Source organism: Candidatus Woesearchaeota archaeon (genome assembly GCA_030651135.1).
Lineage (GTDB): Archaea > Nanobdellota > Nanobdellia > Woesearchaeales > JACPBO01 > JACPBO01.
The window spans coordinates 42,890-58,361 of sequence record JAUSCS010000010.1; the positions used below are offsets into that span (position 1 = coordinate 42,890).

The following is a 15,472-nucleotide window of genomic DNA, read 5'->3' on the forward strand; positions in this document are numbered from 1 at the left end:
AATGAAAGATGTGCTAATGCCCGGTAAAAATGATGAACTTGTTTATGAGGGCCACGTAAAGCTGGTAAGAAGAAAATATGACGGCCGCTATTATGATGTTATTGTTTCAAAAAACGCCTGCGCCATAATGTACATTGACCAGGAAGATTTTGTTTGGCTTGTTAAACAATATAGGATTCCTATAGCTAAAGAAATAATTGAGCTTCCAGCAGAGACCATGGACAAACCAGGCAAATCCTCTTTGGAGGTTATTGTTGAAGGATTAGAAGAGGAATGCGGAATAAGGATAGACCAAAAACAAGCCCATTTTTTTGCAACAATTGGCTCAAGTGAAGGCCACGATACTGAAATGGTTGATTTGTATTATGCCTATGGCCCGCATACAAAAACAAATCAAAGGCTAGAGGATACAGAAAAGATTGAGGTTGTTAGGATTCCGTTTTATCAGGCGTATAAGATGATCAGCACAGGCGAAATTCAGGGATCAAAAACTGTCGCCTTACTTCAAAATGAATATATAAAAAGACTGGAGAAAACGTAGAATACTTGCAAAACCTTCTTTTTTAAATTATAATATGTGCAAAAAAATCCGAAACATTTATATAATAGTAAGTGTATTGTATACACTAATATATGCTAATGAGAAGAATAAAATGAGAGCTGCAATAGTAGACAAAGCAAGTGCACTGGAAGAGCATAAAAACACGATTTCTCTAATTGAAAGGCTGTTGAAAAAATACAGCTCTTCATATGAAATAATAGCTAAAGAAGACCTAAATAAAGCACTGGATGATTTTGATTTGGTAATAGCTGCCGGAGGAGACGGAACCTTGCTTTACACTGCCTCTTTTGTTGATTCAGCTTTAGTATTAGCTGTTAACTCTGCGCCGCAGCATAGTGTTGGCAACCTGACATCTGCTAATGCATCTGATTTAGAAGAGAAATTAGGCAGATTTTACAAAGGCTATTTTTCTGTATTGAACAGGACAAGGCTGAATGTTGAAATTGATTCAAAACACGTGGGATTGGCGCTAAATGAGATATATATGGGAAGCATAAAGCCTTTTGGGATAGCTGCAAGATATGCAATAAAGGTTGATGATAAAGAAGAAGAGCAAAAAAGCTCAGGCATCATTGTTTCAACCGGAACTGGATCAACAGCAATGTTCAAGCATTTTGGAAAAGCATTTAAAGCAAATGCCGATTATGCCAAATATGCCGCCGTATTTCCTATTGGAAACTATAAGCTTATCGGCGGGAAAGTAAGGGAAATAACAGTAATTTCAGGCATGACTAAAAACGATTTGTTGACAATTGATGGATGGCAAGATTTTAATTATGGCCATAAAACCATAATAAGAGTTAGCATTGCAGACAAGCCATTAAGAACAATAGAGTTTGGTTAAAATGGATGAAAAAATATTAATCCAAAAAATAAACAACCTGAAGAAAGAGAAAGATGCAGTCATATTGGTCCATAATTACCAAAGGCCCGAAATCTACAAGGTAGCTGATTTTATTGGCGATTCGCTTGAGCTCAGCAGAAAAGCAGCTGAGACTAATGCAAAGATCATTGTATTCTGCGGCGTTGATTTCATGGCAGAATCTGCAAAGATACTGAATCCTGAAAAGAAAGTGCTGCTGCCTGCCTTGGAAGCAAAATGCCCGATGGCTGCAATGGTAACAGCAGAGGAATTGCTTAAGGAAAGGAAGAAATACAAGGATGTGGCTGTTGTTTCTTACATAAATACAACCGCAGATGTAAAGGCAGTCTCGGATATTTGCTGCACTTCTTCAAATGCAGTCAAGGTTGTTAATTCGCTTAAAGAAAAAAACATTATTTTTGTTCCAGACAGGAATCTTGCGGATTATGTTGCCAGATTCACAAGCAAAAAGATAATCCCCTGGCAGGGATATTGCTATGTTCATGCGCGGTTTTTGGCTGAACAAATAAGAGAAGCAAAAAAACAGCACCCTGCTGCAGTTGTTATTGCTCATCCAGAATGCCCCGCTGATGTAATAGATGAAGCAGATTCTGTATGCTCGACATCTGGGATGATTGAGCTTGCCAAAAGCTCAGATTCCAAGGAATTCCTAATATGCACGGAGGCAGGAATGGTTGAAAGGCTCAAGATTGAAGTGCCAAATAAAACATTTTATACATTGGGAACAATCTGCCTGCAGCAGAAAAAGAACAATCTGCAGAAGGTTTATGACTGCCTGAATAATGAAACAAATGAAGTTGATGTGCCTGCGAAGATAAGAAAAAATGCAAAGAAGGCATTGGACAGGATGCTGAGAGTAAAATGAGCGGTGCAAGAGATCTGATAAAAACAGATTGCGGAGTTATAGGCGGCGGCTTTAGCGGCTGCGCAGTTGCGCTCGAACTGGCAGAAGCTGGCAAAATGGTTGACTTATTTGTCAAGGGCAAATTAATAGAAGACTGCAACAGCTATTTGACAGCTGGCGGCCTGGCAGCAGTTCCATTAGTGGGTGGAAAGCCTCTTAATGGAGATTCCTTTGAAAAGCATATCACAGAAACATTAATTGCAGGAAAAGGCCTTAATGATGTTAAGATTGTTAAATTCTGCGTTGAGCATTTCTACAGCGATGTTATAGAATGGCTGATTGACAAAGGCGTTAAATTTAATCTGTCTGAAAAAGGCTATGAATACGATCTGCACAGGGAAGGCGGACATTCAAGGAACAGGATCTTCCATGCTAATGACACAACAGGCGTGCAAATAATGAAGACGCTTGGCAGATTAGTGAAAAACAACCGCAACATAAGGATTCATGAAGAGCATGTTGCAATTGACTTAATAACGAAGAACAAGTTAGAAAAAAGAAAAGAAATTAAGACAAAAGCAAAGGATGCCTGCCTGGGGTTTTATGTTTATGACGCTAAAAAAAATTGTGTTAAGGCAGTTTCGTGCAAAGGAACATTCATTGCAACAGGCGGCCTTGGAAAAGTTTTTCTTTACACAACCAACTCAGATGTTGCGACAGGCAATGGCTTTGCAATGTGCTACAGGGCAGGCCTGCCGTTGGCGAACATGGAATTCATACAATTTCACCCGACTGTGTTTTATGACCCGTCTGCTGTCAATGAATACAGCAGAAGATTCCTGCTTACAGAGGCGCTTAGGGGAGCAGGCGCAATACTAAAGCTAAGAAAAAATTCAAAAAAAGATTTTGTTTTGAAATATCATCCACTTGGATCAAAAGCAACAAGGGACGTTGTTACAAGAGCAGAAGATATTGAGATGAGGAAAAATGGCCTGGCGCATTTATGGCTGGACTGCGCAAAAATAGACAAAAAAAGATTAAAAGAGGATTTCAGGAATTCTTACGAATTCTGCTTAGCCAAGGGAATTGACATAACAAAAGAGCCCGTGCCTGTCATCTATGCTGTTCATTATTCAAATGGGGGTGTGCTTGTCGGCCCGAATTCAGAAACAAAAATGAGAGGATGTTATGTCATAGGTGAAACTTCTTATACTGGCCTGCATGGAGCAACAAGACTGGCAAGCAATTCTGCGCCAGAATGCATTCTATTCGGCAGGCTGGCTGCAAAGCATTTTTTAAAGCTCAGGAATCATGCAAATATAAATGTCCCATTATGGGATGCAGGCTCTGCAAACGATATAAAAGACAAGACCGCCATAGCCTATTATTGGGAAACTGTCAGAAGAACAATGACTTCATTGTGCGGAATATCAAGGAATAAAGAGAGGCTGAATGCCGCAAAGCAGGTATTATCCGCGCTCAGAAAAAACATAAATGACTTTTATTGGTCTTATTACATAACCAAAGATTTCCTGGATGTGAGAAATATAGCGGATGTTGCCAGCATAATTGTAGACAGCGCCCTTGTAAGGGAAGAATCCAGGGCATGCCATTTCAGGGAAGATTTTCCAAAGCAGAACGACAAGAAATTCAAAAAATTAACAATAGTGAAAAAATCTCAACCTTGATCTTTAAAAGTGTTTGGTCTAAAATAACGAAAAATGCACTAATGGTTTTCGGGAAACTACCAGCTATATGTCTTGTGCACCTTTATTATGCTTCCTCTATCTATGCCATTTTCAGTCACGCTGTTCTTGATTATCTGGCATCCAGATAAATATGCTGCATCAATAAGCTTAGAAAGCCGGTCTATATTGTAGCGGCTGCTGATTTTACTTATTTTTTCATCACAATCTGCTCCAAATTCTTTGCTTCCGAAATAACTGATATCATAATTTTTTTTCATTAGTACTTCAAGCGGAACCAGGAATATCTTCAATAAAGCGGTGGCTGTTAGTGAATGCACGGAGTTTTCTTGCAATACATTAATATAAGGATTTACTTTTATTTCTTTAATGGGCTTTGGCTCCCTCTCTAACTCCATCTTCAGTTTACTCTCCGGCTCTATTTTCGGTTCTTCATCCTTAGTTTGAAACGATTTTGAAAATTTTATATCAATATACACTAAGTCTGGCGGATAAAGAAGATTTTGTATGCCTTCCTTTGTTTTCTTTTGCACCATTTTTCCTTTGCAGTAATTAGACAATTCATCGTCTGTTAAACCGATGATTGATGCCATTAATGAAGAATCTAAATGGCCAAATGAATCGTAACTTATTTCGTGCGCATTCATTACGTGGCCGATAATATAGGCTCCTAATATTCCTTCATTATCTTTTTCATCCCTTCTGAACAAAGAAGGTTTTATTCTTAAAATATCCTCAACCCAGCAGACATCCAGCAAGTTCTTTGCTTCTCCAATTTCATACCATCTATAGAATCTTATTTTTTTTAGAGCACTTATTATTACGTCATCTATATTTTCTGTCATTCCGCACAGCTCTTTAAGTTACTTTCCCTCTCCTTCTTTTGCCAGCATATATGCAAAATAAGATGGCCTAGCAATTCCGCCTTTAACTTTAACTAGCTGCCCTTCCTTCAATGCGCGGTCTACTTCTCCATCATTTTTTATGGCAGATCTAACGGAAGCCTCTGATATCACTGAACTCGCTAAATTTTTGACATTTCCAAATAAATACATGCCTTCACCATCGCCTTTTACGGGCACTATTTCTCCTTCTTTCTTTAATTGTTCAATTTTTCCCTCGTCAAAACAGCCATAAATTCCAATCTCCTTTTCCGTCAGCAAACGATTATCTTCAATAGCAGGAATTTTTTTTACAACACCAACATCTGCAGTTCTTGTTTTCTTTCCGGAAACAAGCTCCTCCAGCCTGGCCAGATACTCGTCTTTTCTCTTTGCATTATATCCTTTTTTTAAAGAGTCGATATACTTTTTTAATGCATCATTGGTGATTTCAGTGGTGTCTATTCCTGTCTTTCTTATCTTGCCAAGAAGACTGTATACAGAATGTTTGTCAATATCAAATACATAAGCAATCTTTTTTTCATCAAGATGCGCTTTATCGCTTTGAGCAGGCCCTTTGATTTCTTTTTCTGCAGCTTTTATTATTGCTGTCAGTTCTTTTACAGCCGGTTTAGGGAAAAAAGCATCATAAACTTCTGCCGCACTCCTAGATCCTATTTTTCCATCCTTTACTTTTAACCCCATTTCCTCTATTTTTTCCTCCACCTCTTTTTTAGGCATCTTTAATTTTGAAGCTAACTTTTCAAAAGTATATTCTTCTCCTTGCTTAGGCCTGTTAGCCCATCTTTGCAGTTCATCTACTGTTGTAAATAGATCGCCCTTAAAATCTATAGCAATAAAAGCTTTCATTACAGAATGAGCACTATAAATCTGTTTTTGGGCGAATTCAACATACTTATGCCCTTCGCTTAAAGGTATAACTTTATACTCTGCTTCTTTTCCTGTCTTTTCTTTTGTTTCTGTTATCGCTTCCCTTTTTTTGTAATGTCTTTTTTCCACAACTCCGGGTTTCTCAGTTTCAGTTGCTAAAGAAGTTGGCGCCGGTATTATCTCTTTTACATTGAAATACCCCAGAATTTGAGTTAATGTTATTTTTCCTTTAAGCTTCTCTATCTCTGCCGTGTCCAAAAACGAAACAGCGCAATTATTATTGAATATAAAAACAAGATTTCTATCACTTTGGCCATTGCTCATATACCTGTAACCTACATAGAATCCTTCCTTGTCCTTAGTTATATTTTTTAATTCTTCAAATATTGTTCGATCCATAGAATAGGCTGTTGTATACAGGTGATTTCTTTTTTCGTTTTCTTTCGACCATATTTCAACATATACGGAATTGCCTGAAAAACTAAGATCGACTTCTGCAGGCACTGCACATAAGCCAATCTTCTCTTTATCTGTTCGTATCAAAAACTCATCCAATGCTAAACTCAATTTATCATCATGGCTGTCCTTGACTTTTGCAGAAGTCATAAACAATTGTTCGGGGTAAAATCCAAGTGGCATAGAAGCAAAGACGCCTTCTTTTGATTTTCTAATCAAAGCATTCGTTGTATCCCTTTCTTTTTTATCGATTCCTACAATAATAGCAGCCAATGTCATATTTATCCCCCCTTTAATGCTAAGCTTATGTTTCTACTTGAAAGTTTAAATATAATATAAAAACCTTTCTATTCTTGTCCGCTCATCATAGAAACCTTTTTAAAACACCCCATATTCACCCTTTATCGAGGTGGCAGAATTGAGATTTTACAAGGGATCTTTTATAAGCACTGCATCCAGCATCTTTAATTTTACTAACAGCATGTTCAGCCTCATAGTTGTTTATTTCATCTATCATTTTGCAAATGAAAAAGGATGGGCTTTGCTGGCATTTGTTTCAAAGCTTTATTTAATCGTGATAGTCGGGGTTTTCGCCGTATTGTTCATAGTGATGCTTACTGCTTTCCTTTTTTCGATCTCAACATGGCTTTCATTGGTTTTTAGAAGATAAAAAGGTGATAAAATGTACAAGCATAAAGGGCAAAGAGTGGGTGTTTTCATAGATGTGCAGAATATGTATTACTCTGCAAAGCAGATGTATGGCGCAAAGGTAAACTTCAAGGAAATCCTGAAGGAAGCAGTTAAAGGGAGAAATCTAGTCAGGGCACTCGCCTACGTGATAAAGGCAGACATAAAGGAAGAGCAGGGATTTTTCGAAGCATTGAAAAATATCGGATTTGAAGTCAGGGCAAAAGACCTGCAGATTTTCTACGGTGGCCAGAAAAAAGGAGACTGGGACATCGGCATTGCAATGGACACAATTGAGCTTGCCCATAAGCTTGATACAATAATTCTTGTAAGCGGCGACGGGGATTTTGCTCCATTAGTCCAGCATCTTAAAAGGGCAATTGGCTGCAGGGTTGAGATCATAGCATTCGGCAAAAGCGCTTCAGCTAAATTAATAGAAGAAGCAGATGAATTCACCAATCTGGATGAAGCTCCAAAAAAGTTTTTAATAGAAAAATAAAACAAAATCTAAAATGCCGATTATAACAAAAAAGCAGAAGCTAGCTGAAAACATATTTCTGATGAATGTTAAGGCTCCAAATATTGCGAAAAAGGCAAAGCCCGGGCAGTTTGTAATCCTGAGGATAGACGAAGAAGGTGAGAGGATTCCTCTGACAATTGCAGACTCAAATCAAAACGAAATAACGCTTGTGTTTCAGGCAATAGGTAAAACAACAAAGCAGCTTTCAGAATTGAAGAAAGGCGATAATATGCTTGACCTGATCGGTCCATTGGGAAACCCGTCTGATATAAGGGAATACGGAACAGTCTGCCTTGTTGGCGGCGGAATTGGCGCAGCAGAATTGCTGCCGTTGGCAAAAGCGCTGAAAAAAGCAAAGAATAAAATAATCACAATAATCGGCGCTAAAAATAAAAAATCATTGATATTTGTTGACGAGCTTAAGAAGCTCTCCAAGCAGCTCATAATTTGCACAGATGATGGCAGCAGGGGAATGAAGGGGTTTGTTACGGCAGCATTGGAAGCATTGCTGAAAAAAGAAAGGTTAAACTTAGTTTATGCAGTCGGCCCAACAATAATGATGAAGTCTGTTTCTGCATTGACAATGGACAAGGCAAGGACAACAGTTTCATTGAACCCAATAATGATTGATGGAATAGGAATGTGCGGCGGCTGCAGGGTTATTGTTGATGATCAGGTCAGATTTGCATGCGTTGACGGCCCTGAGTTCAATGGGCATCAGGTTGACTGGGATGATCTGCTCAACAGGACAAGCCATTATCTTGAAGAGGAAAAGCACGTTTGCAATTTAAGAAAAATAAAATGAAAACCTCAATGCCGCAGCAAAAACCTGAAGAGAGAATTAAAAATTTTGATGAAGTTAATCTCGGTTATGATGAAAAATCTGCAATCAAAGAAGCATCCCGCTGCCTGCAGTGCAAGAAGCCAGTCTGCATCGATGGATGCCCTGTCAAAATAAACATTCCGAAGTTTATAAAGCAGATAAAAGACAAGAAATTTAATGACGCGATAAAGACAATAAAAGAGCAGAATTTTCTTCCAAAAGTTTGCGGCAGGGTTTGCCCCCAGGAAACGCAGTGCGAGGAAAAATGCATACTTGCAAAGAAAAAACAGGCAGTTGCAATCGGATACTTGGAAAGGTTTGCAGGAGATAATGAAAAAAGTTTTGATATTCCTAAAATCAAAAAAATAAGCAAAAAAATTGCTGTTGTTGGCTCAGGCCCTTCTTCTCTTACGTGCGCAGCAAAGCTTGCTTTGATGGGCCATAATGTAAAGCTATTTGAAGCATTGCACAAGACAGGCGGTGTTTTGCGCTACGGCATCCCGGAATTCAGGCTGCCCAAGAAGATTGTTGATGATGAAATAAATTATATCAAAAAACTTGGTGTTGAAATCGAGATTAATGCTGTGATTGGCAGGACTATCTCGCTTGATGAGCTTTCAAATGAATACGATGCGATATTTATCGGAACAGGCGCTGGCTTGCCTTATTTCATGCACATTCCAGGAGAAAATCTCAATGGAGTTTATTCTGCGAATGAATTTTTGACAAGAATAAACCTGATGAAAGCAAATGAATTTCCAAAAACAAAAACCCCAATTAAAAAAGCAAAAAAAACCATAGTTGTCGGAGGTGGAAATGTTGCAATTGACGCTGCAAGAACAGCCAGGCGCCTCGGCTCTGATGTGACTGTTGTTTACAGGCGCTCTTTTGATGAAATGCCTGGCCGAATTGAAGAAATCGAGCATGCCAGGGAAGAAGGAATTAACTTTTTAATGCTGACAAATCCTACAAAAATATTGGGTGAGAAAATTGTCACAGGCATAGAATGCCAGCAGATGATGCTTGGCGAAATGGACTCATCAGGAAGGAGAACTCCCTTGCCAATAGAAGATTCCGAGTTCAGCCTGGAATGCGACCAGGTTATTATTGCGATCGGCCAGGGCATAAATCCATTATTGGCAAGAAATTCCGAGCTGAGAACAGGCATGCGTGGCTCAATAGATGTAAATGAAAAATATCAAACATCAAATCCGAAGATATTTGCAGGCGGCGATGTTATTGGCCAGGAAGCCACAGTCATAAAAGCAATGGCTGACGGAAAAAATGCAGCATCAGCAATAGACGCTTTTTTGAGGGGTGAACTTAAAGATGATGGCAGTAATAGAGCTGAATAAAGATAATTTCAAGGAAGAAATTCTGGACAGCGATAAGGTTGTGCTAGTGGATTTCTGGGCAGAATGGTGCATGCCCTGCAAAATGCTGGCGCCAGCTTACGAAGAGCTTTCAAAAAAAATGGCGATGCTGAAGTTCTGCAAGCTAAATGTTGATAGTGCTTCAGACATTTCCGAAGAATATGGCGTAAGAGGTATTCCGTGCATTGTTGTTTTCAAATCAGGCAGGGAAATCGGAAGGATTGTCGGAAATATAAATAAAAACGAGCTTGAAAACAAGATTAAAGGGATTATAGGAGAAAAATAGGCATTTCCGACATGTTGAAATTCAGCATCATCAACTAAAATAATCTTCATAGCAGAAACTTTTATTCTTTCCTTCAAATGTGCAGCTGCCTTTTTCATCAATTATGTTGCCGTCTAAGAATTCTCTATACTCGTTGATCAGGGAGTTACAGTCGCTGCACCTCTTAAAATCAGTGCCTATCTCAATTTCAAACTGCTTTTCATTGAGCTTCTTCATTTTATGCGGAACAGCCGACCTTTCTTTAAAATAATTATAAATGGTGTCTATGAATCTGTTATCGGCAAAAGCTTCTGAAAGAGTTATGTGAAGGACGCATTTTTTTGGAGCAGTGAAGCTTACTATCTCTCTTTTTATTTTAATGCATCTCTGAGATCTTAATTTTTCCTTATTTTCTTCGTTCTTTCTTGCAAGCTGTTCTGGAAGCTTAATGCTGCCGTCTGGATTGAATTCAACCATGAAAAAATGGAATTGAAGCTGTTTAAATTGTTTTCGTTTTAATGGTGAATGAAAATAAGAAAACTATATAAACCGAATAAAACCAATAATTTCACTATGAGAAAGCCAATAATCGCAGGAAACTGGAAGATGAACAAGGTCAATTCAGAGTCAGTTGCTTTTGCCAGGGAATTAAGGCTGCGGTTAATTGATGTCAAGGATGTTGAGATTGTTGTATGCCCTCCATTCACTGCGCTGCATGATGCTGCAAAGGAAATAAGGAATTCCAACATCAAGCTAGGCGCCCAAAATATGCATTTTGAGGATTCCGGCGCATTTACAGGCGAAGTATCGCCGCTAATGTTAAAAGAGTTGGGAGTTAAGTATGTGATTCTGGGCCATTCTGAAAGAAGGCAGTACTTTAACGAAACTGATGATCTGATAAATAAGAAAATAAAAAAGGCATTGCAGCATAACATCATTCCGATACTTTGTGTTGGAGAAAAGCTTGAAGAACGAGAAAAAGGCGAAACAAAAAAGATTGTTGAAGATCAGATCAAAAATTGTTTAAAGGATATTGATGCTTCTAAGATTGTCATCGCTTACGAGCCAGTATGGGCAATAGGGACTGGGAAAAATGCAACACCAGAGCAGGCTGAAGAGGTTCATTTGTTTATAAGAGAATTGGTTAAAAGCCTATACGATGAAAAAATTGCAAACAATATAAGGATACAATACGGCGGCTCTGTGAAGCCAGACAATATAAAGGCTTTAATGGACCAAAAAGACATTGACGGCGCATTAGTTGGCGGGGCTTCCCTGAAAGTTGATGATTTTGTGAAGATTGTGAAGTACAGGCAGTAATAACTATTTCTTAGTGGTCAAAACAGAAAGATTTATAAAGCTGGAAAGAAATGTATACCTGAAAGACATATGAGGTGATTGGGGTGAGGCCATGAAGAAAGCGCGTATGTTTTTGGTGTTGCTGGTAATTGCCGTATTTGTTATTTCCACTGCATTTGCTGAAAACAGCCTGAATGAAAAAAGCGCAGATGGAAAGCTTAAGAAAGAAAAAGACATAAAGATTTTTGATAGCAAGATTATTGAAAAAGAGGGAAAAGGCAGAATAAATTTCAGGAATTCTTTTGATGTTGAAGTGGAGGATGTTGATGGCAATCCCAATATCTACATCGGAAATAATATAATTGCTGTAAACACAGAAGAGCTGCCTGAATTAAACCAGTCTGCTATAATAACTTTTTATAATGTTTCTTTTGAAAACACGCCTGTAATATATTACAGCGAAGAGTTTACAACTAACCCGAGCCAGATAAACAGGCCTTGCCCTAAGGATATCTGCACTAATATAAATTATGATGATGCGACAGGAACCTTGACTTTTGATGTTAGCCATTTCTCATCATATGCTGCTTACCAGTGGGCAGTAGGGTACAACCCCGCTAAGCCTGGCGGATGTTCTGTTGATGCTGACTGCGTGCCAGCAGCATTTTGCGCCAAGTATCTTGATTGCTGGACAGGAAAAGACTATGTTACCAGCGGAGGTTATGCTTTTGGTTGGGGTGATTTCCATTCGTGTTCTTATCGCCCGCCTGCAGGAACAGAGAACAAAACATGCAGCGCATACGACGGCCGTATCATAAAATATAATGAACCTTGCCCGGCTAATTTTACGCAGGGATGGGCTTCTGATTATTATGATTTAAAAATTTGCAGCAAAACTGAAACATGCAGTACATGTGAGGGCACTACAGCCTGCGATAAACATTATTGCACTGCCAGCTCTTTCAATTCCTGCTGGAATACATGCTCGTCAGGAGATTGCTGGAGTTATTGCCAAACGAGTGCAGCTAATTCCTGTGACACCACATTTCAAGGAGGGTGGGGTATATTAGGAATCGATTATGGCACGCCTGAGAATTATTACTGCCAGCCAAAAACCTGCTCAAGCCCGACAGGAGAGCTCGGAAAATGCTTTGACACACAAACTGTTGGAAATATCACTACAAACTATTCTTTCAATATAGGAGGTATAAACTGTTTAGGTTCAGACAGGAATATAAAAGTCTGCAGCAATCTAAACAATGACCCCTGCGGAGAATGGGAACAGACAAGCATAGGGTGCAATGCTGAAAGGAACGAAACTACGGAAGGGAACGAGACTAAGAAAGAATGCTATGACAACACAGGAACAAAACTGGATTATTGTCAAGACAAGGAGATATTGATTAAGTACGATCCAATCTTTCCAGAACAGGTTTATAGAGTTAATATAACTGATATGTATGGATACAGCAATTATTCTAATCCGTGGTGGTGGGGTCTGAGGGGGGCTCCGAGCACGACATTCTTGGGGGTAAACATTCGAGAGCATATCTGCGATGCAACTCAGGTGAACTGCACCCAATCTGGTATGGTTTGCAATTCAATAAAGAGGGCATGCAATACACTGCCAACTGCTTCTGTAAGCTTGCTTCCTAAAGATCCAGATATGAATGACTCGACACCTTATGTAGGCAGTGGAGGTCCTTATAGTAATGCTGATTTGAATTGCACAGCTACGCTATCAGATGCTGATACCGAAGATAAAGAACTTCATGGTAAGTACAAGGTTATAGGCTCAGGCCAAACTGCGATAATGAGCGGAACAGAAACCTGCACTAAAGAGCAAGGTAAAAACTCATGTAAGATCCAAATACCAATAATATCAAATACTTACACAAAAGTAAACGACACTATAAATTGTACCGTGGTGCCTAATGACAATTATGATGATGGTAAAATGAGTTATAATATTATATGGATTGCGCCTGATTCAGATTTGTATATAATGGATATTAAGCCAATACAGGTTATAGAAGATGCGCCTTTAGTTAAAAACAAAGAAACAATGGTAAGGGTTTTCGCAAATTTCACTTCTTTTATTAATCTTAACCAGATCGACAATGTTGTTGTTAATCTTACGATCGATTATTATGATGCATCTGGAAATAAATATTACACGAAGACATATACATCAAACCCAAAAACAATAAAAAAAGGATATACTACTCAAGAAAAATTTGCTGCTGACGACACTTTTAATTTTAATAATGTACAACCTCCTTTTTTTGAAGGAAAAATCAAGCTTACAGCTCAAGTAGATGGCAGTAATATGTTGATAGAGACAAATGAAAACAATATCAAAACAATAGAAAAGGTTAAGGTAGCTGGCCTAAAAAAAACATATTATCATGAATATATCCCTCTTAGTATTGGTAACTGGGCAGGACAAAATATGATAGATATTTCTAATGTGTGCAATCAAAATGCAGAATTTCTATTAAGTGTATACCCTCTTTCTAAAAGTCATTTTTCATATCATTGTGAAGATGTTAGTATGTCGCGTTCTTATCAGAACACTCCTATATTCTCGGAGTTTTTTGATAAAGCATATTTCGCAAGATGGGTTCTTGACTTATCTTATTATGCTGAACTTTATTCAAATGCTGATAGAGAAATTGGTGTTGTTCCAAATGGGATTCTTAATGGACTAGAAGGATTAAAAGTACCTGGCATAGATCGTGCAGTATTAATTGAAGAGGATTCTCTTGAGTATACAGCTGCACATGAAATTGGTCATACTTATGGTTTTTGTGATGAATATGAAACTGGGAATATATTATTTGGGTGGTTAGGAGAATGTGGTATTGACTGGAATGAGCAAGAATGGCCTTTGGGTTATATTGCTGCAAACGGTTGGGATGTTGTAAATAATATGCCAAAGATTAGCGTTAATCCTGTGGATCATAATGATCTTTCTAATAATTACTATTCTTTTATGGGCGATGGATTCGTATCCCCTTGGATTACCTATAAAAATTATGCTAGATTATTAAGCGCGCTTACAAATATTCCAGAAGATCCAAAGTTGCTTTTGGTAGGTGGAATCATAAGCGAAGAGGGTTTGTTTGAAATGTTGCCCTGGTATGAATTAGGTGATGGCTACCCAGATGAAATAGAGGTGGGAAATTATACCTTAGAATTGTTCTCTGCTGATAATGAAATTTTAGAGCGTATTAGCTTTAACCCCTCATTTGTTGGAGAAGATTCTATTTATTATTTATTCTTATTTTCAATTCCATATCCTGAAGGCGTTGAAAAAGCAAGAATCAAAAATAAAGAGATTACTTTGGTAGAGATAAGTAAAGGACAACCCCCGATTATTAATATTAAGCCAATAAAAAAGAATAATGGAATATATGAAGTGGAATGGGATGTAGCAGATAAAAATACATCCAATTTATACTACAGTCTTGGTTATTCCTGTGATAATGTCAACTGGAAACCATTAGCTATAAATATACAAAATACATCATTTTCATTTAGTAAGTTATTAATACCTCAGAATAGTATGTGTAATTTAAAATTAATTGCAACAGCTGGTTTAAATTCTGTTGCTGTAAATAAAACATTTTCAGGATGTGATGATAATGGAATACATTTAGGAAATGATAAATCAGATTGTCACACAGATCAAGGTCAGTATAAATCAGAAAATAAAGAAAAGATTCAAAACAAATAATGAAAATGGAAAAAAATAAAAAATCAAAATTTAGAAAGATTTACTTAATTCCTCTTATTTTAGCTGGAGTTCTCTATACATATTTGTTATCTACTCCACCACATCATCCACGGGCTCCACCAAGGAATCTATCAAACTACGAAAAGGCAAGGTGGCTATCTAATACAAGGCAAAAAGATAAATATGGCGAGGCAATTGAGCTTTGTAAATCTGCTGTAAAAGACAACAACCCGGCTGATGACATTGCCGCATATAAATTGTGGGTGGGGCTGGCCGGTTACGAACGAATGCATGAATTGGTTAAGGAAAAGAAAAGCCCATTAGAACGGCAGATAGGCGGGTTGGAGGCAGCATTGGGAGTGTATGAAGAGGCCGCTAAAGCATATCCTGAAAATAGCCATTTCAAAGATATGACTGGGTTTTATCAAGAAAGGATAAATTATCTGAAAACTAAAGAAACTGAAAAGGCAACTGAGACATACAAATAAAGGACAAAACTCTCTAACAGACGATGCCTATTCTGAAAGTTAAAAACCCAAAATA

At 38.0% G+C, this 15,472-nt stretch carries 15 protein-coding genes; 12 read left to right on the forward strand and 3 right to left on the reverse strand.

From position 1 onward, the window contains the following. The first annotated feature begins 1 nt into the window (after nucleotide 1). From Q7J54_05685 to Q7J54_05700, 4 genes are all read left to right on the forward strand, one after another. On the forward strand, nucleotides 2-541 hold the full coding sequence (locus Q7J54_05685) for an NUDIX hydrolase (GenBank protein ID MDO8741034.1): 540 nt from the start codon (nucleotides 2-4) through the stop codon (nucleotides 539-541). A gap of 112 nt (nucleotides 542-653) precedes the next feature. Further along, nucleotides 654-1,406: a hypothetical protein gene (locus tag Q7J54_05690; protein ID MDO8741035.1), complete on the forward strand. Its 753-nt coding sequence runs from the start codon at nucleotides 654-656 to the stop codon at nucleotides 1,404-1,406. Between the two features lies 1 nt (nucleotide 1,407). Beyond that, nucleotides 1,408-2,310, forward strand: coding sequence for a quinolinate synthase NadA (nadA, locus tag Q7J54_05695; protein ID MDO8741036.1), 903 nt, complete (start codon nucleotides 1,408-1,410; stop codon nucleotides 2,308-2,310). Beyond that, nucleotides 2,307-3,977 (forward strand): FAD-binding protein, encoded by a 1,671-nt coding sequence (locus Q7J54_05700; GenBank protein ID MDO8741037.1) that lies wholly within the window; start codon nucleotides 2,307-2,309, stop codon nucleotides 3,975-3,977. The genes nadA and Q7J54_05700 overlap by 4 nt, the downstream gene beginning before the upstream one ends. Before the next feature lie 56 nt (nucleotides 3,978-4,033). Here Q7J54_05700 and Q7J54_05705 read toward each other — a convergent pair whose 3' ends face one another. Continuing rightward, entirely contained in the window at nucleotides 4,034-4,840 is an 807-nt protein-coding gene (locus Q7J54_05705) for a hypothetical protein (GenBank protein ID MDO8741038.1), read from the reverse strand. Nucleotides 4,841-4,858: 18 nt separating this feature from the next. Continuing rightward, the gene (locus Q7J54_05710; protein MDO8741039.1) at nucleotides 4,859-6,502 is read right to left on the reverse strand and encodes a hypothetical protein; all 1,644 of its coding nucleotides are present in this window, start codon (nucleotides 6,500-6,502) and stop codon (nucleotides 4,859-4,861) included. A gap of 139 nt (nucleotides 6,503-6,641) precedes the next feature. Here Q7J54_05710 and Q7J54_05715 point away from each other — a divergent pair, with 139 nt between their 5' ends. The 5 genes from Q7J54_05715 to trxA are packed head-to-tail and all read left to right on the forward strand — an operon-like array spanning nucleotide 6,642 to nucleotide 9,912. After that, a complete protein-coding gene (locus Q7J54_05715; GenBank protein MDO8741040.1) occupies nucleotides 6,642-6,893 on the forward strand; it encodes a hypothetical protein in 252 nt (83 codons plus the stop codon). A gap of 12 nt (nucleotides 6,894-6,905) precedes the next feature. Further along, nucleotides 6,906-7,409: an NYN domain-containing protein gene (locus Q7J54_05720; GenBank protein ID MDO8741041.1), complete on the forward strand. Its 504-nt coding sequence runs from the start codon at nucleotides 6,906-6,908 to the stop codon at nucleotides 7,407-7,409. A gap of 13 nt (nucleotides 7,410-7,422) precedes the next feature. Next, complete coding sequence (locus Q7J54_05725; protein MDO8741042.1) at nucleotides 7,423-8,235, forward strand: sulfide/dihydroorotate dehydrogenase-like FAD/NAD-binding protein; 813 nt, start codon at nucleotides 7,423-7,425, stop codon at nucleotides 8,233-8,235. Then, a complete protein-coding gene (gene gltA, locus Q7J54_05730) occupies nucleotides 8,211-9,608 on the forward strand; it encodes an NADPH-dependent glutamate synthase (protein ID MDO8741043.1) in 1,398 nt (465 codons plus the stop codon). Before Q7J54_05725 ends, gltA begins: the two co-directional genes overlap by 25 nt. Continuing rightward, nucleotides 9,583-9,912: a thioredoxin gene (gene trxA, locus Q7J54_05735; protein MDO8741044.1), complete on the forward strand. Its 330-nt coding sequence runs from the start codon at nucleotides 9,583-9,585 to the stop codon at nucleotides 9,910-9,912. The genes gltA and trxA overlap by 26 nt, the downstream gene beginning before the upstream one ends. 30 nt (nucleotides 9,913-9,942) lie before the next feature. Here trxA and Q7J54_05740 read toward each other — a convergent pair whose 3' ends face one another. After that, nucleotides 9,943-10,368: a hypothetical protein gene (locus Q7J54_05740; GenBank protein MDO8741045.1), complete on the reverse strand. Its 426-nt coding sequence runs from the start codon at nucleotides 10,366-10,368 to the stop codon at nucleotides 9,943-9,945. Between the two features lie 96 nt (nucleotides 10,369-10,464). Between Q7J54_05740 and tpiA the strand changes: the two genes are divergently transcribed. The 3 genes from tpiA (at nucleotide 10,465) to Q7J54_05755 (ending at nucleotide 15,417) form a co-directional block, all read left to right on the forward strand. Further along, nucleotides 10,465-11,211 (forward strand): triose-phosphate isomerase, encoded by a 747-nt coding sequence (gene tpiA / locus Q7J54_05745; protein ID MDO8741046.1) that lies wholly within the window; start codon nucleotides 10,465-10,467, stop codon nucleotides 11,209-11,211. 91 nt (nucleotides 11,212-11,302) lie between these two features. Continuing rightward, a complete protein-coding gene (locus tag Q7J54_05750; protein MDO8741047.1) occupies nucleotides 11,303-14,929 on the forward strand; it encodes a hypothetical protein in 3,627 nt (1,208 codons plus the stop codon). A gap of 5 nt (nucleotides 14,930-14,934) precedes the next feature. Then, complete coding sequence (locus Q7J54_05755) at nucleotides 14,935-15,417, forward strand: hypothetical protein (protein MDO8741048.1); 483 nt, start codon at nucleotides 14,935-14,937, stop codon at nucleotides 15,415-15,417. Nucleotides 15,418-15,472: the final 55 nt, after the last annotated feature.

Bases quoted from the DNA above. Each gene is read 5' to 3' on its own strand.
- Q7J54_05720 (MDO8741041.1), top strand. From the start codon at position 6,906: ATGTACAAGCATAAAGGGCAAAGAGTGGGTGTTTTCATAGATGTGCAG.
- tpiA (MDO8741046.1), top strand. From the start codon at position 10,465: ATGAGAAAGCCAATAATCGCAGGAAACTGGAAGATGAACAAGGTCAAT.
- Q7J54_05685 (MDO8741034.1), top strand. From the start codon at position 2: ATGAAAGATGTGCTAATGCCCGGTAAAAATGATGAACTTGTTTATGAG.
- nadA (MDO8741036.1), top strand. From the start codon at position 1,408: ATGGATGAAAAAATATTAATCCAAAAAATAAACAACCTGAAGAAAGAG.
- Q7J54_05750 (MDO8741047.1), top strand. From the start codon at position 11,303: ATGAAGAAAGCGCGTATGTTTTTGGTGTTGCTGGTAATTGCCGTATTT.
- Q7J54_05710 (MDO8741039.1), bottom strand. From the start codon at position 6,502: ATGACATTGGCTGCTATTATTGTAGGAATCGATAAAAAAGAAAGGGAT.
- Q7J54_05740 (MDO8741045.1), bottom strand. From the start codon at position 10,368: ATGGTTGAATTCAATCCAGACGGCAGCATTAAGCTTCCAGAACAGCTT.
- Q7J54_05705 (MDO8741038.1), bottom strand. From the start codon at position 4,840: ATGACAGAAAATATAGATGACGTAATAATAAGTGCTCTAAAAAAAATA.
- Q7J54_05755 (MDO8741048.1), top strand. From the start codon at position 14,935: ATGGAAAAAAATAAAAAATCAAAATTTAGAAAGATTTACTTAATTCCT.
- trxA (MDO8741044.1), top strand. From the start codon at position 9,583: ATGATGGCAGTAATAGAGCTGAATAAAGATAATTTCAAGGAAGAAATT.
- Q7J54_05725 (MDO8741042.1), top strand. From the start codon at position 7,423: ATGCCGATTATAACAAAAAAGCAGAAGCTAGCTGAAAACATATTTCTG.
- Q7J54_05700 (MDO8741037.1), top strand. From the start codon at position 2,307: ATGAGCGGTGCAAGAGATCTGATAAAAACAGATTGCGGAGTTATAGGC.
- Q7J54_05690 (MDO8741035.1), top strand. From the start codon at position 654: ATGAGAGCTGCAATAGTAGACAAAGCAAGTGCACTGGAAGAGCATAAA.